Raw genomic sequence first — 26,363 nt, 5'->3', positions numbered from 1 at the left:
CTACGTCAATGCCGGGAGAAAGGACTCTGATGCCCACGGATATTTCGCGGTTGGTCCACAACGTCAACGAACAGGGCTTCACGGCGCTGGAGAAGACGGGACTTCGCGGACAGCAGGACCAAGGCCTCGTCTCCACGCTCATCTCGCGCGACCTGAGCGGATCCGACGACCTATGCGTCAGTTGGGGCCGGATCCTCCCGGGTCAACATCACCTATGCCATCACCATCCCGATGCCTCCGAGTTCTACGTGGTCATTTCGGGCGCGCCCCTCGTCCATCTGGGCGACACCGATTACCGAGCCAAGCCCGGTGACGGCATCTACATTCCCCGCGGCACCACCCATGGCATCACCAACGACGGCGACGAAGACGTCAACCTGGTTGTCGGCGTCAGCAAGCCCGCCGACTGGCAGTTCGTGGCGGACGAGTGATGGCGACGTCGCCGCTGGTCCGGCAGGTTGGACTCATCACGGCCGAGCCGACCCCAACGCTCTTGTCGTTAGTTGCCTACCGAAACCTGGATTTCGTGGTCCTCGACGCAGAGCAGACAACGTTGACGCTCCAGCAATGCGCAGATGCGGTCCAGAGGCTCTCAGGGGCCAATACCCGGGTGGCGGTCCGTGTCCCTAACCTTGAAGATATGACCTTGGTAGCGTTCGCCAACACTGGCGTGGACGAGATTGTGCTCCCCAGGGTGCGGCATCCGAAGGAACTTGAACGCGCCTACCGGGCGACGAGGTTCGGCCCCCATGGGTTTCGTCCGAAACAAGCATCGTTCGCCTCGGCGTTTGGTGCGGACTATTCCCTGGAGCCCCGGCTGACTGTGCTTTTTGAGACGGTGGAAGCCGTCCACGCCGTCGAAGACTTCGCGGCGTTGGAGTGTTTCGACGGCGGCTGGGTTGGCCCAACGGACCTTGCCGGCGAATTGCTGAAACAGGGGAGGCCCGGGGCGGTCGCTCTTGAGGAGTCTGTTCAGCGCGTCGTCGACGTCCTCGGCGCCGCCGGCCAAAGCGTGGGCCTTCCTGCAGCCGACATTGCCAGAGCCGGCGATGTCCACGCCCGGGGTGCCGATCGCGCCGCGGTGTACTGGGAGCGGGAGCTCGCCTCGATGATCGCGCAGCTGGCTGATGCCGTCGCTCCGGAGACCCGGGTGACGAGGTGTGACTCCCTGTGAAAATGAACCGCGTGGTTCTTCTGCAGCGATGCCGATGCTGGCATGCTGTGACGATGAACGCAGGCTCGACGCCCGAGGATCCCACCCGGATTCTTCGTTTAGTTGACGAGTCTTCGATATACTGATGAGTGCTGGAACACTGAGGAGCTGTATTGGGAAGCACGGAAATTGTTAAAGTCGACGACGATGACACTCTGCACCGCAACCTGTGGATCACCCACTTGGGCGCCATGCTCAAGGAACAGCGTGCCGGGCGATTCACGGTGGAAGAGTTGGCGGACCGGGCCGGTGTGAGCGCCGGACTGATCAGCCAGATCGAGCGCGGCATCGGTAATCCGTCATTCGCCACGCTCCTCCGCCTGGCCAATTCCCTCGGTGTGCCGCTGGCGAGCATGTTCACCGACCCCAGCGAGACGCAGAACCACATGCTGGTGCGCCGGGCCGATCGCCGCCGCATCGAGATTCCTTCCCAGGGAATCGTCATGGAACTGATCGTGCCCGATGCGGACCGGAAGCTGGGCGTCATCAACATGACCATCCCCGCACACTTCGACGGCGCAGAGATTCCGCACTCCCACGAAGGTGAGGAATGTGTTGTGGTCCAGACCGGCACGCTCGTGGCGAGTGTCGGCGGGCAGGAATTCACCCTGGGCGAGGGAGACAGCCTCACGTATGACGCAACCCTGCCGCATTGGTGGAGCAACCTCACGGACACCGCGGCAGTCATGGTGGCGATCTCGACGCCACCGTCGCTGGGTAAGTCCCATTGACGACCCGCCCGCCTGGCCCCTCTACCCGCCTGGGAATACTCGTGCCGTCGTCGAACTCCAACGCGGAGTCCCTGACGGCTGACATCCTGGCCGGATCACCGGACGTCGGGGTCCACTACAGCCGCTTCCGGCTCCCGGCGGACCTCGATGACCGAATCGACGCAAAGGTCCTCGGCGACGCGCCATCACTGCTCAGCGATGCTGAGCTGGATGCCATCGCGTTCCACGGAACGTCGGGATCCTGGACCGGCCTCGAAGGCGACCGGGCACTCGCCGACTCCTTGACGGAAGCCACCGGCGCACCGGCCACCACCGCATCCCTGGCGCTTGTTGCCGCCCTGGAGGCGCTCGACGCCGGCCGGGTCGCCGTCGTTTTTCCCGGCCCCGCAAGCATCATGGCGTTGATCGAACGCGAGTACTCCGCCCGTGGCCTGGAAGTCGCCCGCTCCTCGGTGCCCGCGACCTCAATGTCCAACCCGGAAATCTCGCGAATGTCCGGCGCGGAAATCGGCGCGCTGATGAAGCCCGCCTTTGGCTCCGACGTCGACGCGGTCGTTTGCATCGGGACGAACCTTCGCTCGGCCTACCTGGCGGCCGGCTTCGAATCCGAATTCGGCGTGCCTGTCGTCGACAGCGCAACAGCCACCCTGTGGCACCTCCTCCGGCTGGCCGGAACTGCCCGCCCGATCCCGGGATGGGGCATGCTCCTAGCTACCGCATAGGGCTCGACGGCGTTACTTCAGGGGGTGCCTAAGTCGCCACTGCGGGCGGGCGCGGGCACTTGCCGGGTATTCAGCAGCCAAGCCTCGATGATCTGCGATCGCGTCGCAATCCACGCCGAATTCTTGCTCGCGTGGGACAGGAACGTGTCCAGGGCGGTTGCGTAGGCGGGCCGGCCAATGAGGCGCGGGTGGAGGCCCACGTTCATGACGGACGGGCCGGATCGGCTGTCAGTGAGCATCATGTCCAGGGTCCCGCACAAGTGGCCGGCGAATGCGGTGGCCGTCGGGAACTGCGTGAAGAGGCCCGAGTCGTTGGTGTCACCGGCGTAGGGCAGCACCGGCAACGCACTTGCGCCCATCCCTGTTCCAAAATGCGGCAAGTCGTCGTTGAAGCTGTTGGACTCATACATGAATCCAGCGGCCGCGAGAATGTCCCGCGTGCCCCGGTTGAGCCCGTCGCGGGAGTACCAGCTCGTGGGCGGAACGCCGGTGCTCCCGGCGATCGAGTCGCGGGACGCCGTAATCAGCGCGCGTTCCTCGTCCGGAGCGAGTCCCGCGTGGGTGTCCCAGTTGTAACCGTGGTCGGCAATTTCGTGGCCATCCCTGACGAGCGCCGCCGCGATCTGGGCGTTTTGCTCAAGCGCCGTGGCACAGCAGAACGCTGTTGCCCTCACGTTGTGGCGCCTCAAAATCCGCAACACCCGCCAGATGCCTGCCCTGGATCCGTATTCGAACGCCGATTCCAGCGTGAGATTCCGGACCGTAGGGTGGACGGGGTGCTTGATCCAATGGGCTCCAAGATCGTCCGCTGGGCCTCCGCGCGCGATGCTGCGCTCCGCTCCGTCTTCGACATTGATCACCAGGGACACGGCGACGCGTGAAGCCCCGGGCCAGCGGAACTCCGGTGGATGCTCGCCGTAGCCCACGAAATCTCGGGTAGTGGAAGGCACGGACACGGTGGAGTCTCCTCTGTGGTTATAGTGAAGATACTTCGATATCATGAACGTAATCGATAGGGAGTCGAATGTCTACGCTCATCCACGGTGGCACCGTCGTGCCAGGCACAGGCAATACCGTGCTCGAATCAGGAGCAGTCATCCTGCGCCACGGGCGCGTCGCCGACGTTCTCGAGCGTTGGGACCGGGATCAAACCTTCGACGGCGAGGTGATCGACGCGAGCGGATGCGTCGTGATGCCCGGCCTCATCAATAGCCACGTCCACGGGGTGACTCCCGGCCCGCTCATGCCCAGCGGCGCCCCCGCGCTGCCCGACGACGAGTGGCTCGCGAATCTTGACCGCCACCTCTTTGCGGGAACCACCACGGTGCTGAACCTTTGCGGTTTTTGCACCATGGACCAAGTCCGGGAAGCGGACCGCCGCCATGCGGTCCACGTCCGGGGAGCCACGACGCACTTGCCCGAAGCTGAGCGGGCCGCACGCATGGCTGACGGCAGGGGACTGCCCGCGCAGTCCGGCCACAGCACGGTGGAAAAGATGCTCGACGACGGCGCGATCGCGATCGGCGAGCTCGGCGGCGGGCAGACCCTCGGCGGGGGAGGCCAGGACCTGAGCTACATCCCTCGCGCCATCGAAAGGGCGAGCGGCGTGCGCGTGCACTCCGCGCAGGCACGGCGGATGAAGGAAGCCGTGCTTGGCCGGTTCATCGACCCCGACGCTTGCGACATGGCCGAACTGCGCGCCGCGGCCGCCGAGGCAGGCTTGGAAGGACAAATCGCCCTCGTCGAATTGCGGAAAATCATCGCGGATTCCGTGTTGCCCTCCGTCGAGCCGGCACTCAACGGCATCCGGGAAGGCGTCCAGGCCGCGGCTCGATTCGGCGTGCCGGCGATCCTGCACAGCGCAGCCGCGACAGCACGGGTCATGCGCGAACTCATGGACGGGACACTTGGGCCCCAGACACCCGGGCCCAAGGCGAATGTCATTGCCTCCCACGCCAACCATCCCTCGCACACTCCAGCGGAGGCCCTCGCACTGGCCAAGCTCGGCAGGGACCACGGCTGGGCAGCCGAAGTTTCCGTTTTCGACCTCCTGCACCGCAAACAGACCGTGACCACGCGGGAGCATTGGGATGTTCTGCTGCAGGAGCCCGGGCTCGTGGACGTCCTCGCCACCGACTACGGCCACGAGGGCCATCACGATGAATTGATCTCGGCCGTGCAGGATGTCGCCGAGCACGGCTATCGATCCTTGGCCGGAGCGGTGGCCATGGCGACGTCGGCAGTGACCGGGTTGATTCCGGGCATTGCGCCGAATGGCGGGCGGATCGAGGCGGGGCGGGATGCCGACGTCGTCGTGGCCAGCTCCGAAGACTTCCGGGACGTACGGTTTGTCTTCGTCGGTGGCGTCTGCGTGGTGCGGGACGGTCGGCTGGCCCCGGCGGCGCGCCAGTGAGCGGCCAGCTGACTCCGGAGCAGCGCGCGCGACTCATCGAGCTGGTTGGCGAGGCCATCCAGCAGGAGGACGCTGCCGCCGTCGAACGCTCATTTTCTGACTTTCAGCGCGGCATGGCCGCGTTGAGGGCCGATTTCGACCCCCAACGTTTGCGGCAAGCCCCGGGAGGTGGCGCGAATGACTGAACCATGGGAACTGGGAATCGCGGAGGCGTCCAGCCTGCTGCGCGGCGGCGAACTCTCCACAGCCGAACTCGTGGAATCCGTCATCGGGCGGCTCGAAGCCACTGAAGATTCAGTGCGTGCGTGGGCCTTCGTCGACCGTCAAGGCGCTCGACATGAGGCGCGCGCCGCGGACAATAGGGCGCAGCGCGGCGAGTTCCTCGGATCGCTCCACGGGATTCCGCTCGGCGTGAAGGACGTCATCGACGTGCGCGGGATGCCTACTGAGGGCGGGTCCCTGGCGCTCAGGGGCCGCGTTGCTTCCGACGACGCCGGCGTGGTCCGGCACCTGCGGCGGAACGGGGCAGTGATCCTGGGCAAGACGGTGACCCATGAGTTCGCCTTCGGACAGGGGACCCCGCCGTCGAAGAATCCCTGGGGAGCCGAGCGATACGCGGGCGGTTCCAGCATCGGTTCGGGAGTGGCCGTGGCCGTCGGGAGCGCGCCGGGCGCCCTGGGCACGGATACCGGTGGATCCGTGCGGAATCCGGCAGCGGTCAACGGGCTGGTGGGCCTCAAAGCGACCGCCGGACTGGTGGACGGATCAGGCGTGCTCAATGTCAGCCACACCCTCGACCACATCGGTCCCATCACTCGAAGCGTGGCCGATTGCGCGGCGATGCTCCAAGGCATGGTCGGCCCCGAGACGACGCCTCGGCTACAGGAGATGGTGCTCCCCGAGGCGATGCCCGCCCCGACCCGCGTCGCGGTGGATCGGGGCGCCTGGGCCGAATGGGAGGTCACGAGGGAAGTGGCCGCAGTCCTTGAACGGGCCCTGCTTACCCTGGATGAGCTGGGGGTGGAAATCGTCGACGTCTCCCTCCCCGAACTGAAGATGGCACTGCCGGCGAGCCTGGCGATTTCACTATCCGAATCGGTCGAGCACCATCGCGAATTGCTGGCCGGAAGCGCTCACAAGTATCGCCCCGGCACCCGGGTCATGATCGAGACCGGTGCCCTGGTGCCGCGCGCGGATGTCCAGCTGGCACGCCAGGTGCGCTCGTATCTTCGTGCCTCCCTGGGGACTGCCATGGACAACGCAGGGATCCAGGCGCTGGTATCCCCGACGCTGCCGTCCATCGCGCCGATCGAAGCGGACATGTCCCATTCGCTGACCGGCTCAACGGGGAAGGACTCCCTCTCCAGCGCGCTCATGATGCTCTCGCCGGCCAACCTCACAGGAATGCCCGGACTGAGCATCCCTTGCGGATTTGCCGAAGGACAACCGGTGGGGATGCACTTCCTGGGACGGGAATTCGCGGACGCAGATCTCCTGCGCATCGCGTATGTCTACGAAAAACACACTCCGTGGCACGCCAAGGTGCCGGTGCGGAACATCGCGCTGACATAAAACCGTGCTGACTTAACAACAACGCACTACACCGCACGAGTGCTTTGCTGCCGCCAGCGCGCCCGGCAGCAGCAAAGCACGAGCATCGTACAGAGGAACCTCCATGCCTCCACAGGCCATCACCATTTCAGTCACAGAGAACGCTGCATTAGAAACCGAACTGGATACAGCCGTCGCGTCGTTGGTCTCCCAACGCGCGCCGGACTGGCGCCAAGGCATACTCGTGACAAGCCATTCACCCGCAACGTACACCGTGCAGTTCAGCCCCGATGTTCCAAGTGGCGAGATTCACGAGCTTCGCTGCTGGTAGCCAGAACCAGAGCCCTAGAATTGCCGGCACGGCCACATCAAACGAGGAACCAGACCAATGGACTCCGAATAGGGGCGGACGCGTTGGACACCGCGCTCCCGGGGGTACTTGCGGGTGGCATTGGAGGAACAGGCCTTATCGCCATCGCCGGGTCCCGGCGGTGCGTGCCCGACCGGAACCGGAGCGCTCGACATTCAAAGGCTCCATCACGTTCTCGAGCATCGGGCACTCTCCGCCTTGGCCGGGCCTCAAGAGGAGATCAGAGGCCCTGGTTCCCGTCGAGGGCGCCGGATGATTTGGGGCTTAGGGCGCGCCTGCTGGATTCTGTCTGTGGATCGTTACGGCCGGGTTTATGCAGGGTCGTGATGATGGGCAGCGCGAGATTCTGGACGTGGAGGCGCTGGCGGGGCATCTACTTGTTCCGGGCGGTGTATTCGCGTTTCTGGCCGAATACTGGGGCAGGCTGTTCCCGACATCCATGTTTGAGGGCCTGTTCCCGTCGGGCCGGGTCGTCCTTCGATCCCGGCCGACGTCGCGGCGACGGTCCTGGTTCTGGGGCGCTGAGCGGGCTCTCGGACCGGGAGGCGGCCGAGGCGGTGACCTATGGTCTGCGGTGGAAGGCAGCCTGCGGTTTCGCCGTTAATGCGGGTGCGTTTCATCGGACCTCAATTTAGTTGGCCATTCCGTATGGACCGTGGGCATCCTTGCCCCACGGGGGTGACGTCCGTGGCAGCGGGCTGAGGCCCGGTGTCGCTGAGTGGGGTGACGTGGCCGACGGGCTATCTCCCCCAGATTGTCCAGGCTTGAGCCAGTGTCGTGCTGTATGGCGCAGTGCCTGCCATGCGGGAGAGATTCCTCTCGATCTCTCGGCGATTGCGTCGAACATGGTGGTGATCCGGTGGGCTACGCGCCATGATTCGTTGTCCTCGGCCTCGGGAAGATCCCCGTAGTGGCTTTGACGCTCACGGCGTGGCGTTCACGGGCACGGAACCCGGGCTGGAGTGGCCAGATTAACTGAGACAAGCCCCAGAAATCCGTAGGTGGCCAGGTAAGTTGCGAAAATGGCCAACAAAATTGAGACAGGACATGGATGCTAGTCTGGTTGCAGCAAATATTTTGTCCTGTCATACTTACTGGCATCCCTGCGGATTCAATGTGGGCGTATTCGCTGCTCAGCAGCCGGCCCAAGTAACCCGGACGTGCCGGTGGACCCGAGGGCCTAGGGTGCCTTGTCGCGGTCTTTGTCACTTAGGTTCAGTGGTTGCGTTTGTCGCCTAATTCGAACGTTGTTGAGGATCGTTAGGAGAATCGCGACTAGTAGGATCACGGGCGGCCAATAACCAAACCGGGTGTCATCCGTAGCCGCGACGAACAAGCAAATGTCCACGATCCCAAAGAGGATCAATGACACGTTGGGAGTTTCCTTGTTCCAGAATTCGGCCATGAGTCGCCTCATTTCACGTAGCTACCGGATGGCGCCGTCAGCCTGCAGGCTGCAGCTCAGGATCAGCGCTCTGGCCTAAGTCTCTTTGACAGAGGCCCCGGTGTCGATGGTTTGCATCCGCCTTCCCCTATGGAGGGCTAAGATCCCTGTCCTTCACGGTTTGGTTCGGAGGTTGACGTAGCGGGACCATGCGTCGCCTGCGGCGTCGGCGTGGAGGAAGGCGACTTGGTGGCTGTAGCCGAGGGCGTCGGCGACCAGTGGCGGCGGTGAAAGGGTGAGGTGTTCGTCCAGGGCGGTGTTTCGTGCGCCGCGCAGGTCGATGCCGAGGCTGCGGAGCCTGTCCATGATGCCGTTTGGGTGAAGGGGCTGTCCTGCCCGGGTTCCCGGGAAGAGCCAAGGGCTTTGGGTGTCCGATCCCGTTCTGAGGTTCGGTCGCTCTCGTAGGTGTTCTAGGAGTAATTCTGCGAAGGGCAGGGGCACGGGAACCGGATGCGTGCCGAAGGTGATCCTCGTGTTCGCGCTGGTTTCGTTGGTCTCGATGGCGTCGACCCGGAGTTTGGCTACCCGCACGAGCGGTTGGGCGTAGAGCAGCAGCAGGATGCCGGCAACCCTGTAGGGCAAGGATTCGCTGGTGCCGGTGAGCAGTTCGCGCAGCCAGGCCAGTCGTTGGTCCTGGGTGATCGTGGGACGGTTTTTGGCGGTGTAGTGGCCCATTTCCACGTGGTGGTTTGTGCCGGTGTTGTTGATGAAGACGATGAAGGTGCGGATGGCTTTTCTGGTCGTGGGTCCGGTGGCGAGCCAGGTTTCGATGTCCTGCTGGGTGCAGTTCGCGGCTGTCCGTTGGTGGGTTTCCCAGAGCCAGTCCAGGAATTTGATGGTTTCGGTGATCTCTTGTTTGGCGGAGTGCACCGGGCCGCGGGCGCTTTTCTCCGGTGTTGTCATGGACCGGATGCGCCGGAGGTGGTGCCATGTGGCGAAATGCTCGACGGGTTTTGCGACCGCGTCCGGCAAGGGGCGGAGCTTGTCTTTGATCCAGGATTCGAATCGGGCTAGATAGGGGTCTCGGTGGGGGAGGAGCCCGTGGTGGACGAACAGGGCACGCAGGTGGTTGGCTTCTCGTTCCGCTGTCTCGGACTGCGCGTTGAGTCCTTCGTGGGTCAAAGGTGTTTTCCCGCTCGAGAGAGCGGACAGAAGGGCTTGGACTGTGGGGGAGCGCTTCCAGGTGATGATGCTTTCGGGCCGGTCTGCCTTGCAGAGGACATCGACGATTTTGCCCGCTGTTCCTGGATCGGCAGGGTCCGTGGGCAGTAGATCGTTGAGGTCGTCCCGGAGAGCGCAGCGGGCGCAGATACCCCGTCGGTAGAACTCGCCTTCAACATTGCAGCGGGTGCAGTGGAAGTCGTGGGGGATGCCGGCGCAGGGTGCGCATCGGGACCCTCCGTTGGTTTCGGGCGGGCCGGGCAGCAGCCGGTGTTGACCGCAGCCGGGGCAGGTTCCGTGGGTGCGGGTGGCGGTGGTGAAGCAGGGGCCGCAGATTTTTCCTTCCGGCCAGCTGGCGCGTGTTCTGGCGGCGGTGCGGCCGCAGCGTGCGCACGTGGCGGCCCCTGTGGTGCGGGGCCGGCCGCGGCTGGTGTTGCGGGGACTCAGGCCCTCGGGTTTTTCATTGGTCATCGTCGATGATGCGGGCCCGGCGCGGGCGGACCGTGCGGTTTAGGTCGACGACATTAGCGGCGCTGGTACCCGTTTTGCGGGCGCGGACGTCGGCGGCTGTGACGGTGATGAGATCCTCGGGTCCGCAGGAGAAGATGTCACAGATCGCGGCGATAACCTGCAGCGCGACGCGTTCGGGCTTCCGGTTGACGAGCCGGTAAACCTGCGGCCGCGACAATGTGATGCCGCGCTCGGCCAGCAAGGGGATGAGGTCGGTGGTGTTGTGAAGTCCCCGTGCCGCCATAAGCTCGGAAAGCCGCCACCTATATTCAACTTCGCGTCTCACCGTTGTCCCCGCATCTGCACGCCCAGAACTTCGTCCATGGTGCGGTCCAGAGCCGACCGGAGGGTGGAGTTGCGGAAGTCATCGCTGACGAATTGATAGATCCCGGTTGTGGAGGCGTGTTCGTGGCCCATTTGATATTGCACGAATCTAGGATCCCATCCGTCCTCCAGAAGGTGCGTTGCGTAGGAGCGGCGCAGTGAGTGCAGATCCAGGCCATCCAGTGGCAATCCCAGCTCGTCCAGGTAACGCCGGAGCCGGCGCAGCAGGGTGGACTCGACGATCAGGCCGCCGCGTTCGCTGGGGAACAGGTCGGGCGTTTCAAGCGTTCCCCGCCCGTTGGCGAGCCAGTCCTCGATGACGCCGCCGGTCCAGTCGAAGACCGTCAGGACGCTGCGGGGTTTGTGGGGGGAGCCCTTGCGTGACTTGCCAAAGCGGACCTTGCAGACCCCTGCTTTCCCGAACCTTCGCGCCTGCGGATTGGTCGCGAAATCGATGGTCTGCAGATGGCGGAGCTCATTGAACCTCAGACCGTACCAGTAGGCCACCTTCAGCATGACGGCATCACGGTATGCTGCCTTCCACCCCTTATTGCCCGAGGCCGCAATGAGTTCGACCTGGTCGTCCGCGTGGTCGAAGAGCATCTGCAGCTCAGCCTTGGTGAAGGGTCGCTTGGACGGCCGACCCTCGTACTCTTGCGTGTGCGCAGCGGTGTTCCAGTCGAAGAAGACCTGGGCAGGGTGCGTGCCGAAGCGCTGCTCGCAGACGCGGTCCCAGCCATAATCGGGGTTGGATACGTAGGACGTGAACCGGCGGAGGCCGGACTGGTAACCGCGGATCGTGGAGTGCTTCAGTTGGTGGATCGAGCGCAGGTCCCCGAAATACTCCTCGACATGGGCCGGTGACCAGTTCCACGGGAACTCGTTCACATGGTTCACGAACCTTCGGACACATCCGATGCCTTTATCAATCGTGTCGAACTGAAGGTTCCTGGAGAGCTGCTGGTTGCGCCAGCCCGTGAGCATGTCCTCGAGCGTCTGCTCCTCGGGATGCAGAAGTTGAACAGCACTCAGTTGCAGCACGCGCCCGGACCCGTCGACCGCCATTTCTCGCCCCCAAATCACGCCAAAGTCATGCTCAGAATCTGAATCAATGATTCATTAAATGCATCATCTCGACAAAACCGCAGGTCGGAGGCGCTTCTCCGGGCGTCACACATCACCGCGATCGTCGGCCTGGACTGCCTGCGAAGCTGCCCACCAGGGGTCCACGTGTACAAAAATCCGCGCAATCCCGGGGGTTGGATGAGCATGCTGACGGATTCGGGGGATCGGGGGCGAATTGATTCATCTGATGAGATACGCAGAGAACTACCATACATAGTCTCCATTATCGGCGTTCATCACCTGTGATTTAGATTGTGAAATAGCCGTGTGGATTGTCAGCCCTTGTTTCAGCCCTGATATTTAGCTTGCGTTATCGACTCAGCGAACGCGAGAACGTCTAATACACTGCCGGCCTTCAGGGGAGGGGAGCATTCCGCCAATCCGATCATGAAGTCAAAATGAGGAACCGTCAACTCCGCAGTCATAATCGAATGAGCCAAGTCAGGGCTGACGTTTGTTTTGCACTTTGTGAATTCGAGTATCAGGTACACCGCGTTTCGCCTCAGATCATAAGGCGCGGGGGCGGGCAATTCCGTAATGAGCAAGTAGGAGCCTGTCAGTCCGATCCGCTCGCCGAGCCGCCTGACTTCGGTCATTTGGCTTAGTGCCTGGCCCGTGGGTTCCGGATAGCGTTGAGGACTGCTTGTTTGTCGGCGGGGACGGCGGGCGGGAATGTCTGCTCGGTGCCGTTGATCGCGATGGTGGCTGAACGAAGCGGCCGTAGTTGGCGGATCAGATTTCGGATCGCCAGCCCGGTCCGGTGCTGTGCTTCGCGGCTGAGTGCCAGCGCGGTGAACACGATGGTCAGGTGGGCTTCGATCGCGTCCTTGGTGCGGTGGAACATAGGCCGGGCCCGCAGGTCGGTCTTGGACATCCGGAAGGACTGCTCCACATGCCACAGGTCGTGATAGCTGGAGATCACCTCACCGGCGGACATCACACCGATAGGGATGTTGGTGACGTAGCCCTTCAGCCCGACCAGGCGCCGGGCCCGCGCCAGCGATGCCTCATCGAGTGAGCGGCTGCCGTTGCTGGTCTTGATGAACCGTGGCGCCCGGGCGGTCTTCTCGCCTGCGATGACCGCGCGGGCCTTGTCTTCCTGCAGTGTGAGGGTCGTGTTGTCCCGCGCTGCCCGTTTCGCCGAGTACGCCCACACCGCGCGCCAGGACCCGGCGTGCTGCTGGGGGTCCCAGACTGGTTCGGCCTTCACGTACGGGTCGCTCGCGACGCCGCCGCGGCTACTGCGCGGGGTGATGGTGTCGATGATCTGCCCGTCGGTGAACGCGTCTCCGTGCCAGCGGAAATGGGACTCCAGATCAACGGGAGCCTTGGTCACCCGGGACCCGGCGATGAACCTCAAGCCCACCTCATCGAGCTCTTTGAGGTTGGATGCGGACAGCATCCCAGCGTCTGCCACCACGACCATGTCGGCCAGGCCGTGCCGTTCCTGGAACGCCTTGACGATCGGGACGATGGTGGTGGTTTCTGCCTTATTGCCCTCGAAACAGCCGATCTCAAGCGGGAAGCCGTGCCTGTCGACCAGCAGGCCGACCACGACCTGGGGGTCGACCCGGCGTTCCTTGGAGTACCCGACCTTGCGCAGTTCGTCCTCCTTCTCGGCCTCGAAGTACAAGGTGGTGACATCGTAGAGACACAACGACACGTCCCCGCGGGTCACCGCATGGTTGAAGCAAGCGGCCGCGATGAGGTCCCGATAGCCACGGCCGACGCACCGGCTCAGCGTCCGGCGCATCGTCTTCTCGCTGGAGGGACTCTGACCCAGGTCGCTCAGAACCCGTCCGGTGTCCAGGATCGAAGTCGGCTCCACGATCCTGGCGATCACCAAGTCACGGAACGTCTCGTCCCCGACCACCGCGAACCCCAGGTCGGAATAGACCTCGGCAAGCACCTCATACAACAGCAGGGACGACGTACCGATCACCTGCGGGGCGGCCACCCTCGGCCGCTCGACCGGCCGGCCAGCCAGACCAGAATCGGCCAACAGCGCCGGGACCGCCGTCGGCGCGACCATCCGGGCCCTCCTCGGCGTGGCTTCCAGACCAAGATCGAACTCGCCCTGGCCGGCATCGAGAAGCATCCACGGGCCTGCTCCAGCAGGAGCCCAAGCTCGGCCTCCGTACGCGCTGACCCGAGATGAGCCACGATCCGCCGCCGCCCATCGACGTACTCCGCGATCTGCACAGCCGTCGCGCCCGAGGCAGTCCGCACCCGCCTCACCCACGCCATAACCCGAGTCTAGGACACCAATTAGTGCCTCAAACGGGCCAAACCCCGAGGCATCGCCGCAGATCAGCGCCCCGAACCCCCTCAAACCGAGACGAGGTGACCAAACTCAGGTCAGATCATAAGGCGCGGGGGCGGGCAATTCCGTAATGAGCAAGTAGGAGCCTGTCAGTCCGATCCGCTCGCCGAGCCGCCTGCCACTCATAGACCGCACGAGTGACGCCGCTGGCCATGCCGGAGGCCGTTGAAGTTCTTAGATCCCCACCTATCGACGCGCCTGCAATGCCGCCTACGAAGCCGAAAGTAATCGACCGAAGCGCTGCAGACCCGAATGTTCCGATAGAACCACGCTTCGTCTTGTCTTGGAGGATGCGGCATTCCTCAAGCATGTTCTCTTCAAAATGCCGCTGAACAGTATCCATAGTCGAGTTTGATGGGGCAGACATGGCCGAGCTCAGAGCCTTACGCAGCCCGACACGCCAGCGTTCAATGCCGCCTTCGCTAGTTCGAAGCTGAGCCATCGTGGGAACGTCAAGGTCGTCAAAAGAAGGCATTTGAAGTGTAATAAGGCGACGCATATATAGATCATCGACATCCATTTTGGAGTAGCTCCGAGTAAATGGCAGATCCCTCCTAAACGCACCCTTGGATAATAGCGCCGTAACAACCTGCTCAACTATTGGATAGCGGAAATATGGTTGTCCGAAGCCAAGGAATGAAGGAGACAAAACGGCTAATTCATCGTATACGACCTCTACTAAGAACTGCTCCCACGTATGGCCTCGTCCCTCGAGGATGGACCGATAGATGACACGGGTCTCATCGGACAAATGCTGCAGCCCTGTCAGATCGAATGGGAACCCATCAAACTCAAGTGCCAGGTTTCGGCGGTCAGCTCTTACGGCTTGCTTTCTACCAAGAGCCCCGTTGTCGGATGCTTGATGTGACACGTCGAACCATTCAATTGCTCCGACGTCGGCAAGTGGCCTGAGTTCAGCCAGCGCAGAAAGATAGTACTCGCGGGCCAGCTGACCGAATGTTGGGTCGATGTAATCGCCAACAGAAAAGCCATAATAGTCCGACTGATCCAAATGTTCTCTTCTGACGTCGAAAGCACGTTCCAAATATGTTGGAAGTACGACTTTGTTCGCGTACAACATCAGAATTTTCAGACTTCTGTCATCAGTAAGCTTCCGGGACGCAGTTACCCTAGTGTGGCTTCGTCCCGCAAGTGAATCAATGGCGGACGATACTGGGTAGTAAGGAGACCACCCATCCACCGGCCCTGCCCCAGCGCACCTTCGCCGGTTCAGATTAATCAAGGCGCCATGAAATTCCTCGACGTGGTCTTTAGGCCAGTTTCTGAAACTAGCTACGCAGTCTTGGTCAAAGCGTGATCCAACCCATTCGTCAAGGAGGTCATAGATGCTTTCGGCGGTCATGGTCTAATTGCAGCATGCCTTTGGGCGAACCGATTCTTGGCCCGATCAAAGATCAGCTGCCACATGCCTTTGCGGCCATAGTCCGGCCGGCGCCTTGAGGCCCGACGCTGTCGAAGTGGGGAAACGGACACCACAGAACCCGTAGATCTGCCCCTTGGGGGTGCACACAGCTACTGCTTGGCCTGGTCTGTTGAAACTGGCGTTGCTGGGCTCGGGATGGGGCGGCGTCGGGGTCAACCAAGCCGCAATCAAGATGCAACTCTCAATAGCGCTACAGCCTGTGGCACTATTTGAAATCGATAGGGTGGAGTCATGAATTTCTCTTCAGAGATCGGCATGCCGGCAGACTACGCGGAACTGTTGGATTCGCTGAAGAGCCGCGTCCGTGGCGCCAGGGTCCAAGCGCAGCGGACCGTCAACACGCTGGTCATTGAACTTTACTGGTCGCTCGGAAAAGACATCCTGGCCCGCCAGGACCAGCATGGGTGGGGGAGCGGGGTCATTAATCAGCTCGCTGCGGACCTGCGTCTGGCCTTTCCGGACATGAAAGGGCTCTCTGCGCGCAACCTGCAATACATGACCGCGATGGTGCGGGCCTGGGGCGGGCAATCAAATGTGCCACAGCTTGTGGCACATTTGCCTTGGGGCCATATAAGGACGATTCTGGACAAGTCCGGAACCGCCGAGGAACGCGACTGGTACGCCGGCGCCGCCGTCCAGTACGGCTGGTCCCGGAACGTACTGCTGAATATGATGATGAGCCGTTCGATGGAACGCAACGGTGCGGCACCATCGAACTTCACCAGCCAGCTCGCCGCACCGGATTCCGAACTGGCACAGCAAATGGCAAAGGACCCGTACAACTTTGAGTTCCTGGGCCTGTCCGGTGAAGTCGCCGAACGCGATCTCGAAAATGCCCTCACCAGCCGGATCACCGAAACCCTGCGGGAGCTCGGGCCAGGCTTTTCCTTCGTCGGCCGGCAGGTGCATTTCGACGTCGACGGTGACGACTACTTTGTCGACTTGCTGTTTTTCCACATAGAACAGCTTCGGTACGTTGTCATCGAACTTAAGACAGGCCGGTTTCAGCCGGAGCATGCCGGCAAGCTCAATTTCTACGTGGCCCTGGTCGACGACGTGCTCCGTCGGGAATACCACAACGAAACCGTTGGCATCCTGATCTGCGGCACCAAGAACGACCGAAGCGTGCGCTACAGCTTGGGACGGTCAACCTCGCCTATGGCCGTCGCGGCCTACACCTACGACAAACTCCCGGCTGCCGAGCAGCGGGCGTTGCCTGATGAAGGGCATCTCGTGGCCGCACTGGAATGGGCGGAACCAGATGCGCAACCGGACGCTGATCCGGAGGACGTCAAGGGAAGCAGCTCCTTGCCTTGAGCAGTGGCTGGTGGAAGGCTCTGGCCATGAGTCCTTGGTTCGAGCGCTGCCGGCCCGGGGTCCGCACGCCTCAAGGTGCTCCGGTTGTGCATTACGTATCGGCAGAAACCTCAATCGGAGCTGCACGACAACAGATCTGGGATTTCATCAAACCTCCGGAAAACAGCGTTCTTTTAGATCCCCGTGTGGTGCGGGGTTTCCCGGCGCCCGGCCATGAAGGTGTGGGAGAGGTCCGGGTCTTCATATCAGTTCACGACGGGGTGGAACACGTCTCGGCGCTTGAGGACGTCCATGAGATCCCCGGAGAACTCGCCATAACCAGGTCCTTCGGGGCCATGGACCCCGCGGCCAGAGGCCGCGATTTCCTGAAGGTCACTGATGATGGCGGGACGATCCCGGAGCACGGCCTGCACTTCACCCTCCCGGGCGATTCAGACCAATTTCAATACTACGAACGGCACCGTGGGTATTGCCAGCAGTACGTGGAACGCGTGAAGTCCCTCATGGAGAGAATCCAAGCCAACAAGCCAGAACCGTCTTCGGATTCAGGTATCACCCCATCAGAGACCTAGACACGACGAACGGTGTTTGTAACTGTCCGGCAGAGGATCCCTCACCGAAGGTTAGGTCCGTGGGTCAGCTGTGTTCTCGTCAGAGAGTTCTGTGGCCCTGGGCCAGATCACTTGCTGCCCTAGAGTTTGAAGTCGATGCTTCACGTCCCACCCAAAGCGGATTAGCGCCCAGACGTTCACGTCACCGAGTATGCCGCGATACTCTCCGCCTAGAAGGGCGATTTGTTGAAGTGCCTCGGTAATGTCCGCTGGGGAGCTTGCATGAGATAGTTGGTTCTCGAGTTTGACCGAGAGGTCCGTGAGGTAGGGGTTATGACCTGGGTTGTCGAAGACATTCACGAGTTCAGCCAAGATGACGCTCCGAGCTGTACGCCGCATGTATGGGCCTCGAAGAGACGCCCACTCTCTTCGAATCGTCCAGTACCCGTGTTTCTTTGAGTCGTACCTATTGTTCTGACCCGCGACTTTCACGGAGGCACAGACATTGATCTGGCGGAGTTCTGGTTCTTCGTTGAATACGTAGCTCACCACACTCCAGAAGTCGACTAGATATACGACTTGGTCGAATGGCTCCAGTCGGTAGTTGAAATTAGGGACACTTGAGACCCCGCCTATGTGCCGCACCTCTATAGGTCTGACAGCCATTGCCAAGTCTGGGTCTTTCGAACCTTCGATTCGTAACTCAACCATTGTGAGAGTAGCTGCAGTTCGTCCCGGATTCTCGATGACGATCTTCGCCAGTTCGACGCCGTTCTCGTCGTAGGTGTGGGTATCTAAGCCCCAAGTGCCTTTGTCGTTGCTCAGTAGGCTGCGCCCAGGGTTCAGCAGCGAAGTATTCATCTGGACAACGACTCTTCCCGCCGCTTTGCGGAAGATGATGACCGAAACCAAGGTGTTGACCAGACTGAGCGTCAAGGCCACGAGGGCCATCACGAAGGCCGTTGTTGAATCCATGTTTGGAGCTTATCGGTGTCCATGTACCGTCGGACGAGTGGCGCCCACCCCCGTCCCACCCCTCTGGCCTCTCCACCGCCCTGCCCCATCGTGTCTGGTGTAGCTTTCTTGTGTGAACCTTTCTGGTGTGGATGATTCCCAAATCGGCTCTTTCTTGAGCGTTAGGCTGAATTTCCGGCGAGCGTTGAGCTTGCCGGAAGACCGCCTCGTTGAGCAGTGGAACGCTGCGCTCTATTTATCCGGCGAAGATGATGACGAGCAGATCATAGGTAATGCGCACATCGTCCGGTGTCGAATTAGTGACCCAAGGGTCTTCGACCTTTTGGACGCCCTGGACGGTGACTTATCTGCGGTAGCGTCAGTTGTTTTGGACCCGGTTTCCGGGGAGCCCACTGGTCCCGTGGAGGACATGCTCCAAGGCTTCGGTGAGAACTTTTTGATCATTGACCGCGTCGAGATGCTGCCTGGCTGGCGCGGAAGGGGCCTCGGCCGTTGGTTCGCTGCCGAAGTCATCGAAGTCTTGAGCGACGGCGGTACTTTCGTTGCCACCTACGCCTCGCCAATGGATGAATCAGAAGGAACCGAACGGCGCCGAGTCGAGTCCAAGCTTAAGGGCGTCTGGGGTGACATCGGCTTCGAGCCCGTCAGCGGCAACGTGATGGTCTTAGACCTTAGCCTAGTGACACTTTCGAACAAGCTCGAAGAACTGCGCAGCGGCTTTGGGGCGCAATAGCAACTCTTAGGGGAAGACGGCCCGGTCGGTGTCCGCAAGGCGGGCCGCACGTTGCTCGTGTCCATCGCTGGTCTAGGTGGTTCAGATCTTAAGGGCGGCGCGGGCGAAGGCGAGGCCCTGCGGCGTGACTGTGGTGGGCTTGAGCCCGTCGCGGTCGAAGACGCCGAGGTTCAGGAGCACTTCTCGAGACCTTGGACTTGGACGAGTTCTTGGACGGTTTCGATTGCAGCAACACCTGGCTCCGCATTCGTTGTCGTCGCGTCCGTTGCGCGTTGAGCTGTACGCGCAGGTCCACTTACTCGGTGTCCAACGAAGGCATGACGGTCCCTTCCCCACTCACGAAAGAACTGATGGCCAACGCTGCTGGTCTCAGGCCCGAGTCCATGCTGCTCAAGCAGCGGAAAAGTTCTTAAGTTTTTCGCGTCACGATCCGCGTCCTGGCCACACTGTATCCGTAAGGAGTCGTCTAGCCGGAAGGATCAACACCCCGGGGAGCTGAGCAACCGTGGGGCAGATTTCACAAGAACGTTGACCGCAGCGACATGGAAGTCCATGTGTCGTGCCGACAACGAGGCCTGGGGGCGCGCCTTCCGTCTTCGCAAGGGTCCACATGGCAATCTGAGTTCGATGAAGTCTGGCTCAGGTCGCCGATCGGAGCAGGGGGAACGGAAGGGCGATCTCATCATGTGGCTCGACAACGAAACGGACCGGGACTTCCTCAACTTCGAAGGTGTTGCGGACACCATCGCGGAGGTAATTGTCAGCGCAGGCGGCCGGCCGGTCTCGATTGGCGTGTCTGGTGCTTGGGGCGTCGGCAAGTCTTCAATGATCAAGCTCACCAGGACAGCCCTGACCAAGCATCAGCCGGTCGATGGCCCGAAGAAGTATCTCTTTGTTGACTTCAACGCGTGGCTCTACCAAGGGTACGACGACGCTCGTGCGGCACTCCTCGAGGTAATTGCGAACAAGTTGGAGGCCGAGGCAACCAAACGGGAGACGGGCCTCGACAAAGCCCGCGAGTTCTTGGGACGTGTGAAGTGGTTCAGGCTCGCCAAGCTGATCGCGTTACCCGCTGCATCGATGGCGCTTGGCATTCCACCCATCGGACTGCCTGGAGAAATTACCAATCTCATAAAAGACGGAATGGCGGGCAAGGTAGACGGCGAAGACCTAGAGAAGGCTGGAACACTCGCATCCTCTGCCGCCGCCGCTGGTCGAGCGCTCCTGAACCCGAAGGCGGAGTACTCGCCGCCGAAAGAGATACAGGCGCTAAGAGACTCATTTGAAGAAGCATTGAATGAGATTGGCGTAACCCTCGTCGTGCTCATCGACGATCTTGATCGGTGCATGCCTGGGACGACGATCTCGACCCTCGAGGCAATCCGTCTTTTCTTGTTTCTGAAGAACACAGCCTTCGTCATTGCTGCTGATGACAACATGATCAAGCACGCTGTCAAACAGCATTTCCAAGGCCTGGATGATGATGAACTTGTCACCAACTACTTCGATAAGCTCGTCCAGATCCCGATACGTGTGCCAGCCTTGGGGACTCAAGAGGTTCGTGCCTACCTGATGATGCTCTTCATCGACAATAGCGAGCTGGATGCGGCCGACAAGGACCATCTACGCGCTGCCATCGCCGGCCGGCTTCGGGAATCGTGGAAGGGAAAGCGAGTCGACCGCGCATTCATCAGCGGTTGTGGCATCGAGCTCCCGCCGGCGCTGCTCGCGCGGCTCGATACCGCAGAACGTCTCGCCCCGTTGATGGCAAGCTCCGACCGAATTGCCGGCAACCCGCGCCTCGTCAAGCGGTTCCTCAATGCGCTATCCATCAGGATGACAATTTCGAAGGCACAGGGTGTCGGTGTGGACGAGGCGGTGTTGGTGAAACTTCTCCTTTTCGAACGGCTCGCTTCGCCTGCTGCTTACGCGGCGTTGACGACCGCCGTGAACACCGACCCTGAGGGTAAGCCGCGAGTGCTGGCCGCATGGGAAGAGTCAGCTGCCAAGGACGCAGACTTCCAGCTCGAAAAACCATGGGATGGCGAATTCATTCGGGAGTGGATTGCGCTTCCGCCGGCCTTGGCAAATCACGACTTGCGAGGGGCCCTTTACGTCGGCCGCGAACAAGCCCCTCTGATCACTGCCGCTGACCGGCTTTCCTCCGAGGCAGCAGGGCTGCTTAGCGCACTACTGGAAAGCCCCCAGGAGGCACATGCTCTTGCCGATCGCCTTGTCGAACTCCCTCGTGCGGAACTCAGCATAATCATGGATCGCTTGTTGGCTCAGGCCCGGCAGGAACAACACTGGGGCGCCCCGCCGATCCTGGATGCCTGCATCGGCGTTGCCGCTATCGACACAAGCCTTGGCAACGGCCTTGCCGGATTCCTCATCGAACGCCCTGGCCAGCAAATTCAAGCTGCCATCGTGCCGAAAATCGCATCCCACACCTGGGCTAGCGATGTATTCAAACACTGGAAAGGGTCATCGGACGTCGAAAATCCCGTAAAGCGAGCCATCGAGAGTCAGGTCAAGAGTGGGAACATCGCAAAGTAGCACCGGCCCCGGAGCGGGTGTCGCCCTTGTCCCCCCGTGGGCGGATGAAACCGGATCGATGGATATGGGCGATGAGGGGGAAACGGCGACGGATGAGGAAACTGCCGAAGGCGAACAGTCCGACGCTAAACCGACCCCTCTGGCGCCTCCCGCGAGATTCCGTGGCACCCGACGGGCCCTCGGCGCTTTCTGCCGCACTGGCAACAGCCAAGAGCTGCGCCGTGCCGTGGGTCACTATGTACGGACCGGCTATGGCGGAAGTGCAACGATGACCCGCCGGTTAGGCGGGACTGCTGCAACCGCAGGGCGCCTCGGCGGAGTGCTCCAATCCGGACGCACGCCCGATGGCGCTGACCTCCGCGATGCCGTACTCGCGAGCGGTAATGACGTCAATGTCGTGCTCGACGCCATCGTCGACGCCGCAAGCCCTGCCGACGGGTCACAGGACAAAGAGTCGTCTCGGCGTGCAGTCCGCGATGCTCTTTCAGAACTTCTCGTTCGGTTTCCTGACGCTGACCTTCTCGCCCTTACTGACGCGCAGCGAGTGTTCGTCATTGAGCGTTACGCTGCACTGGACGTCTATGGGCGTTTTTGTCTGGATCTGCATAAGACCGTCCTGGAGAAGGCCGCTGACCCGGCAACAGGGCTTCGGCGGCTTAGTAGTATTCGAGAATTCATTGTTCAGCATGTCTCGGCCGCGTTCCGGGCGGTCCGCGAACGTGGTGCGTCCGCTACGACCAAAAGTGTTGCGCGCCTGACTCGCGAGGCCCTGCGAGAAACGTTAGGTGTCTTCGAGGACTACACGACATGAGGTATACAAGCGGACCCCGCTCGACATTTGGACAACTCAAAGACTCGACGATGCCAATTCTCTTGTTCGAGCAGGAAACCTCGAGTCAGATCCCGACCGCGGGATGGTCTGCCGCTAACACCGTCCGACGCCGCAGCCTTCAGCCGGACCCTGCTGCCTGGGACCTGCTGGCGATCGCCCTGTCGGTCGTCGTCGCTGATGGGGAGAACAACCGTGCTGGCAGCCCCGACGGTTGGACGCGGGAGTTCGAGTTAGAGATTGCCCTCCGCGATCCCAGCCGCTGGGAATCGCTTGCGCCCTCCTTTTCAGCAGCGCTGCGGTTTCTCACGACCGATCTATGGACGATGTCATTCCGCGGAGGAGGCGTCCTTCCTCAGGCGCCCAAGAAACCTTTCTTCCCGGCCACAGACGCCGTGGCGCTCCTCTCCGGCGGACTGGATTCGCTGGTCGGAGCCATCGATCTATCGGCGGATGGGCGAAAGCTGTTCGCTGTCAGCCAGACCGTTCGAGGCGACGCAGACAAGCAGGAGCGCTTCGCTAAAGTCATCGGCGGGGTTCTTGAACACCTGCAGGTGAACCACAACGCAAGTACCCGACGCGGGGAGAAGGAGACCTCTCAGCGATCCAGGTCGCTGATCTTCCTCGCGTTTGCGGTCCTTGCGGCAACGGCGACTCAACGCTACGTCGATGGTGAAACGGTGCCGCTATATGTATGCGAGAACGGTTTCATAGCAATCAACCCTCCGTTGACCAACGCCCGGATCGGGAGTCTCAGCACTCGAACGGCGCACCCCGAGTTTCTGGGCAGGATGCAGAAACTTCTGGACGAAACAGGGCTTCGTGTTCGGATCGAGAACCCCTACGCCGAGAAGACCAAGGGAGAGATGCTGCAAAACTGCCTTGATCAGACGCTCTTGATGAGGGAAGCACCAATCTCAACGAGCTGCGGGAGGTTCCAGCGGTTCAACTACAGGCATTGCGGTCGATGCGTCCCATGTCAGATCCGTAGGGCTGCATTCACGGCCTGGCAACAAGAGGACTCTACCGAATACGTTTTCACGGACCTCGGCAAACCAAACGAGGCTCATGCCGCGTTCGACGATGTCCGTTCGGTCGCGTTCGCTCGGCTCACCGTTGAGGAGGACGGTTTGGATCGTTGGCTGGGCCCTGCACTGAGTTCACTGCTCATTACGAACCGGGCGGCACTTCGGGACATGCTCCAGCGGGGCCTCGACGAACTAGGCTCCCTTCACACCGAATTTGGTCTAACGTGATCGATTTTCACTGCCACTTGGACCTCTATCCGGATCCCCAAGAAATCGCTGAGGGCGTTCAACGCCGCGGAATCGGCGTTCTTTCCGTGACAACGACACCGTCCGCGTGGATCGGCACATCACGGCTCGCTGCTGGCCGACCGGTGATCCGGACGGCCATCGGACTCCACCCTCAACTCGCAAAGGAACGTAAACAAGAACTCAGGCTGTTTGACCGGTATCTCCCGCAAACCCAGTTCGTTGGAGAAGTCGGACTGGATGGTTCGCCGGAGCACCGCCCTTCCTGGTCAGACCAGACCAAGGTATTTGAGCACATTCTTCGCGTTTGCCACGAGGCCGGAGACAAGGTCGTATCGATCCACAGCAGACGGGCCGCCGATCCGGTTCTGGATTCCCTCGAAAAGTTCGAAGGACTTCGAGCCCCGGTCCTGCACTGGTTTTCCGGAACGCACGCCCAACTAAGACGCGCCGTCGCCTTAGGCTGCTGGTTCAGCGTCGGGCCCGCAATGCTTGCCGGGGCCAAGGGCAAGAACCTGGTCGCCAAAATGCCCCGGAACCGGGTACTCCTTGAAACGGACGGACCGTTCACGCAGTTCCAGAAGTCCGCCCTCCATCCGTGGGACGTGACAGTTGGTTGCCGCATGCTCGCAGACCTCTGGGCAAACGAGTATATGACCGCCGAACGCCAGATCCGGGAAAACGAAGGCACGCTGCTCGGGGCGCGCCGATAACAATGCCTCGTTGACCGACCGGCCAGTCAGCTCATTAGATCCTGGAAACAGCCCATCTAAGCCTGAGCCAACGGTATAACTCGTATTCTCAACGTCTTGGCATACGAAGTGAGCCAGAGTAGCGCGTGAGGAAGGGGAATGATAATCTAACTATGAGTCATATCCTGTCATTATGACAACCTATCAACTTTACATAACGTCCACTATAGGCAGTCGGGAATGAAGTCACAGACTCCCGTAGTGACAGACTTGCCTGATTTTGGTCCGCGGTCAGCGCTCAGGCTGTTCAACAAGCTCGACAGGGTCGGATAGGGCCCGGAGCACCACTGGACGACCGGGCCACCCCGTCAGCGATCCGGTGGAGGGATGCGGCAATGCTGGAGGGGGAACCCAACAAAACGCTTTTCTGTCGCATGACAATCGTGTGGATCTCACCCCAAGTTATCCATGAGCCGCAAAACGGATTCGAAGCCAGCAGCCTCTTCATAGTCTTCGGTTGCCATTCCGGCGCGGGCACACAGGTGGCATGTCGCCGTACTGCTGTACGCCCGCTGGCGCAGGTGTGGAGTTCTCGGACCCGGTCGTAGTCGGGTCTCCTTTGATGAGTAGTGCCAGTTGGCGGATGCGGATGCTGGACTTACGTGGCGCCTTGGCGGGAGCAGCATGACCTCGATGGCCGGCCGCTCCCGCTGCGGTTGGTGGGTGGTGGTGGGGGTCAGGCGTGGAGGGCGGCTGCTTCTTCGAGGTTCTGGCCTTTGGTTTCGGGGGCCATGAAGAAGCTGACGGCTGCGCCAAGGAGCGCGATGCCGGCGGCGATCCACATGGTGCCGGAGAGCCCGAGGTGGGTCAGGGCCAGCGGGGTGGCGAAGGTGCCGATGGCGGCGCCGATGCGGCTGGTGCCGGTGCATAGTCCGACGGCGGTTGCCCGGACTTTGGTGGGGAACAGTTCGTTGGGGTAGATCCATTCCAGGATCGACGGGCCGCCGTTGAAGATGGCGTAGAAGGCGAAGGCCAGGGCGATCAGGCCCAGGGGTGCAGTGGGGAAGAGCGCGAGGAACAGCAGTCCGATGCCGGAGAGGATGAAGCCCCAGATCAGTACGGGCCGGCGGCCGAGCTTGTCCACGACAAGGAGGGCGACGACGTTGCCGACGAGGAAGAACAAGTTGATCAGGCCGTAGCCGATGTTGGCTTCGTCGCCGGACTGGAGGTTGAACAGGGCCAGGATCTGGGGGCCGAAGGCGTAGATCGAGAACAGGGTGACGATGGTGCAGGTCCAGAAGATCGAGATAAAGATGACCCGGTGGAGGTAGCCGCCGGTCAGGACGAGTTTGAAGGCCTTCGCGGTGCTGAGTTTGGCCGCGTTGGGGTCGTGGGCGGTAATGCCCTCGAGGGTGGCGCCCTCGCCGATGGTCTTCTTCAGGATGTCCAGGGCCTCCTGGTGGCGGCCTTTGCCGACGAGCCAGTGGGGGGATTCAGGGATGGTGGCCCGGGCGATCAGGATCAGGATGGCGGGCACGGCGGAGGAGAGCAGCATCCAGCGCCAGCCGTCTTGGAGGGAGAGGAGCCAGTAGCCGACGAAGGCGGCGACGGTGGCGCCGACGAACCACATGGCGTTCAGGCCGCCGAGGAGGCGGGCACGCCAGTTCTTGGGCACGAATTCGGCGACCAGAGCAGTTGCGATCGGATAGTCGGCGCCCACGGCGATGCCTATGAGAAGTCGCAGAACGAACAGCTGCCACGGGTCCTGGACGAAGAACTGGGCGATCGAGAACACGATGATGGCCATGAGGTCGATCGTGTACATGAGCTTGCGCCCGATTTTGTCGGTCAGGTTGCCGAAAATGAGCCCGCCGAGGAACACGCCGATCAGCGCGGAGGCGCCGATGAGACCGTTCCACCAGTCATTCATCTGCCAGGCCGGGATGACCTGGACCAAGGCGATGCCGATGATGGCCAGGATGTACCCGTCCAAAAAGGGGCCCCCTGAGCTGAAGAGGGTGAGGCGTTTGTGGAAGGAGTTCAGCGGCGCTGAATCGATGGTCATTTCAGACGCCGGTGCTTGTGCGTGGGAGAGCATGGTGGTT

23 protein-coding genes and 2 pseudogenes are annotated in these 26,363 nt (G+C 61.5%); 16 read left to right on the top strand and 9 right to left on the bottom strand.

Annotated elements, in window-relative coordinates:
• Window positions 1-29: 29 nt before the first annotated feature.
• From ABEA18_RS23760 to ABEA18_RS23745, 4 genes are all read left to right on the top strand, one after another.
• Window positions 30-431, top strand: coding sequence for a cupin domain-containing protein (locus ABEA18_RS23760; RefSeq protein ID WP_345453632.1), 402 nt, complete (start codon window positions 30-32; stop codon window positions 429-431).
• The gene (locus ABEA18_RS23755; RefSeq protein WP_345453629.1) at window positions 431-1,174 is read left to right on the top strand and encodes an aldolase/citrate lyase family protein; all 744 of its coding nucleotides are present in this window, start codon (window positions 431-433) and stop codon (window positions 1,172-1,174) included. Before ABEA18_RS23760 ends, ABEA18_RS23755 begins: the two co-directional genes overlap by 1 nt.
• Before the next feature lie 152 nt (window positions 1,175-1,326).
• A complete protein-coding gene (locus tag ABEA18_RS23750; RefSeq protein WP_345453626.1) occupies window positions 1,327-1,944 on the top strand; it encodes a helix-turn-helix domain-containing protein in 618 nt (205 codons plus the stop codon).
• A 41-nt stretch (window positions 1,945-1,985) separates the two neighbouring features.
• Window positions 1,986-2,666 (top strand): maleate cis-trans isomerase family protein, encoded by a 681-nt coding sequence (locus ABEA18_RS23745; RefSeq protein WP_345453623.1) that lies wholly within the window; start codon window positions 1,986-1,988, stop codon window positions 2,664-2,666.
• A 17-nt stretch (window positions 2,667-2,683) separates the two neighbouring features.
• Here ABEA18_RS23745 and ABEA18_RS23740 read toward each other — a convergent pair whose 3' ends face one another.
• Complete coding sequence (locus tag ABEA18_RS23740) at window positions 2,684-3,616, bottom strand: polysaccharide deacetylase family protein (protein ID WP_345453620.1); 933 nt, start codon at window positions 3,614-3,616, stop codon at window positions 2,684-2,686.
• Between the two features lie 74 nt (window positions 3,617-3,690).
• On the opposite strand from ABEA18_RS23740, the gene ABEA18_RS23735 reads away from it, so the two are divergent.
• From ABEA18_RS23735 to ABEA18_RS23720, 4 genes are all read left to right on the top strand, one after another.
• Window positions 3,691-5,079, top strand: coding sequence for an amidohydrolase family protein (locus ABEA18_RS23735; RefSeq protein ID WP_345453616.1), 1,389 nt, complete (start codon window positions 3,691-3,693; stop codon window positions 5,077-5,079).
• The gene (locus ABEA18_RS23730) at window positions 5,076-5,264 is read left to right on the top strand and encodes a hypothetical protein (protein WP_345453613.1); all 189 of its coding nucleotides are present in this window, start codon (window positions 5,076-5,078) and stop codon (window positions 5,262-5,264) included. Before ABEA18_RS23735 ends, ABEA18_RS23730 begins: the two co-directional genes overlap by 4 nt.
• Complete coding sequence (locus ABEA18_RS23725; RefSeq protein ID WP_345453610.1) at window positions 5,257-6,651, top strand: amidase; 1,395 nt, start codon at window positions 5,257-5,259, stop codon at window positions 6,649-6,651. Before ABEA18_RS23730 ends, ABEA18_RS23725 begins: the two co-directional genes overlap by 8 nt.
• A 103-nt stretch (window positions 6,652-6,754) precedes the next feature.
• Window positions 6,755-6,961 carry a hypothetical protein gene (locus ABEA18_RS23720; protein WP_345453607.1) on the top strand — a complete coding sequence of 69 codons (207 nt, stop codon included), beginning with the start codon at window positions 6,755-6,757 and terminating at the stop codon, window positions 6,959-6,961.
• Between the two features lie 259 nt (window positions 6,962-7,220).
• Here the strand turns inward: ABEA18_RS23720 and ABEA18_RS23715 are convergent, their stop codons facing one another.
• Window positions 7,221-7,373: a hypothetical protein gene (locus ABEA18_RS23715; RefSeq protein WP_345453803.1), complete on the bottom strand. Its 153-nt coding sequence runs from the start codon at window positions 7,371-7,373 to the stop codon at window positions 7,221-7,223.
• Between ABEA18_RS23715 and ABEA18_RS23710 the strand changes: the two are divergent.
• Window positions 7,314-7,632 (top strand): annotated as a pseudogene (locus ABEA18_RS23710) (transposase); the annotation flags it as partial. The gene ABEA18_RS23715 and the pseudogene ABEA18_RS23710 sit on opposite strands and share 60 nt — an antisense overlap.
• A 926-nt stretch (window positions 7,633-8,558) precedes the next feature.
• On the opposite strand, the gene ABEA18_RS23705 reads toward ABEA18_RS23710, so the two are convergent.
• The 5 genes and pseudogenes from ABEA18_RS23705 to ABEA18_RS23685 all read right to left on the bottom strand — a co-directional run bounded on the left by ABEA18_RS23705 (window position 8,559) and on the right by ABEA18_RS23685 (window position 15,250).
• Window positions 8,559-10,076, bottom strand: coding sequence for a recombinase XerD (locus tag ABEA18_RS23705; RefSeq protein WP_345453604.1), 1,518 nt, complete (start codon window positions 10,074-10,076; stop codon window positions 8,559-8,561).
• Window positions 10,066-10,401 carry a helix-turn-helix domain-containing protein gene (locus tag ABEA18_RS23700; protein WP_345453602.1) on the bottom strand — a complete coding sequence of 112 codons (336 nt, stop codon included), beginning with the start codon at window positions 10,399-10,401 and terminating at the stop codon, window positions 10,066-10,068. Before ABEA18_RS23700 ends, ABEA18_RS23705 begins: the two co-directional genes overlap by 11 nt.
• The gene (locus tag ABEA18_RS23695) at window positions 10,398-11,504 is read right to left on the bottom strand and encodes a tyrosine-type recombinase/integrase (protein WP_345453600.1); all 1,107 of its coding nucleotides are present in this window, start codon (window positions 11,502-11,504) and stop codon (window positions 10,398-10,400) included. The genes ABEA18_RS23700 and ABEA18_RS23695 overlap by 4 nt, the downstream gene beginning before the upstream one ends.
• A gap of 661 nt (window positions 11,505-12,165) precedes the next feature.
• Window positions 12,166-13,811: pseudogene (locus ABEA18_RS23690) on the bottom strand (IS1634 family transposase).
• Between the two features lie 116 nt (window positions 13,812-13,927).
• On the bottom strand, window positions 13,928-15,250 hold the full coding sequence (locus ABEA18_RS23685) for a hypothetical protein (RefSeq protein ID WP_345453598.1): 1,323 nt from the start codon (window positions 15,248-15,250) through the stop codon (window positions 13,928-13,930).
• 312 nt (window positions 15,251-15,562) lie between these two features.
• On the opposite strand from ABEA18_RS23685, the gene ABEA18_RS23680 reads away from it, so the two are divergent.
• Both ABEA18_RS23680 and ABEA18_RS23675 read left to right on the top strand, forming a co-directional pair.
• On the top strand, window positions 15,563-16,648 hold the full coding sequence (locus tag ABEA18_RS23680; RefSeq protein ID WP_345453596.1) for a PDDEXK nuclease domain-containing protein: 1,086 nt from the start codon (window positions 15,563-15,565) through the stop codon (window positions 16,646-16,648).
• 26 nt (window positions 16,649-16,674) lie between these two features.
• Window positions 16,675-17,220, top strand: coding sequence for a hypothetical protein (locus ABEA18_RS23675; protein ID WP_345453594.1), 546 nt, complete (start codon window positions 16,675-16,677; stop codon window positions 17,218-17,220).
• 51 nt (window positions 17,221-17,271) lie between these two features.
• Here the strand turns inward: ABEA18_RS23675 and ABEA18_RS23670 are convergent, their stop codons facing one another.
• Window positions 17,272-18,174 carry a hypothetical protein gene (locus ABEA18_RS23670; RefSeq protein WP_345453592.1) on the bottom strand — a complete coding sequence of 301 codons (903 nt, stop codon included), beginning with the start codon at window positions 18,172-18,174 and terminating at the stop codon, window positions 17,272-17,274.
• Window positions 18,175-18,286: 112 nt separating this feature from the next.
• Here ABEA18_RS23670 and ABEA18_RS23665 point away from each other — a divergent pair, with 112 nt between their 5' ends.
• The 5 genes from ABEA18_RS23665 (at window position 18,287) to qatD (ending at window position 24,279) form a co-directional block, all read left to right on the top strand.
• Window positions 18,287-18,907: a hypothetical protein gene (locus ABEA18_RS23665; protein ID WP_345453589.1), complete on the top strand. Its 621-nt coding sequence runs from the start codon at window positions 18,287-18,289 to the stop codon at window positions 18,905-18,907.
• 684 nt (window positions 18,908-19,591) lie between these two features.
• Complete coding sequence (locus ABEA18_RS23660) at window positions 19,592-21,463, top strand: KAP family P-loop NTPase fold protein (protein WP_345453586.1); 1,872 nt, start codon at window positions 19,592-19,594, stop codon at window positions 21,461-21,463.
• Window positions 21,464-21,521: 58 nt separating this feature from the next.
• Window positions 21,522-22,274 carry a Qat anti-phage system associated protein QatB gene (qatB, locus tag ABEA18_RS23655; protein WP_345453583.1) on the top strand — a complete coding sequence of 251 codons (753 nt, stop codon included), beginning with the start codon at window positions 21,522-21,524 and terminating at the stop codon, window positions 22,272-22,274.
• Window positions 22,275-22,324: 50 nt separating this feature from the next.
• Entirely contained in the window at window positions 22,325-23,548 is a 1,224-nt protein-coding gene (gene qatC / locus ABEA18_RS23650; RefSeq protein ID WP_345453580.1) for a Qat anti-phage system QueC-like protein QatC, read from the top strand.
• Entirely contained in the window at window positions 23,545-24,279 is a 735-nt protein-coding gene (gene qatD / locus ABEA18_RS23645; RefSeq protein ID WP_345453577.1) for a Qat anti-phage system TatD family nuclease QatD, read from the top strand. Before qatC ends, qatD begins: the two co-directional genes overlap by 4 nt.
• 715 nt (window positions 24,280-24,994) lie before the next feature.
• On the opposite strand, the gene ABEA18_RS23640 is transcribed toward qatD, so the two are convergent.
• Window positions 24,995-26,356, bottom strand: coding sequence for an MFS transporter (locus ABEA18_RS23640; RefSeq protein WP_345453574.1), 1,362 nt, complete (start codon window positions 26,354-26,356; stop codon window positions 24,995-24,997).
• Between the last annotated feature and the right edge of the window lie 7 nt (window positions 26,357-26,363).

This window comes from Arthrobacter gyeryongensis (assembly GCF_039543785.1).
GTDB classification, from domain to species: Bacteria; Actinomycetota; Actinomycetes; order Actinomycetales; family Micrococcaceae; genus Arthrobacter; species Arthrobacter gyeryongensis.
This window is presented reverse-complemented; position numbering and strand designations above follow the sequence as displayed.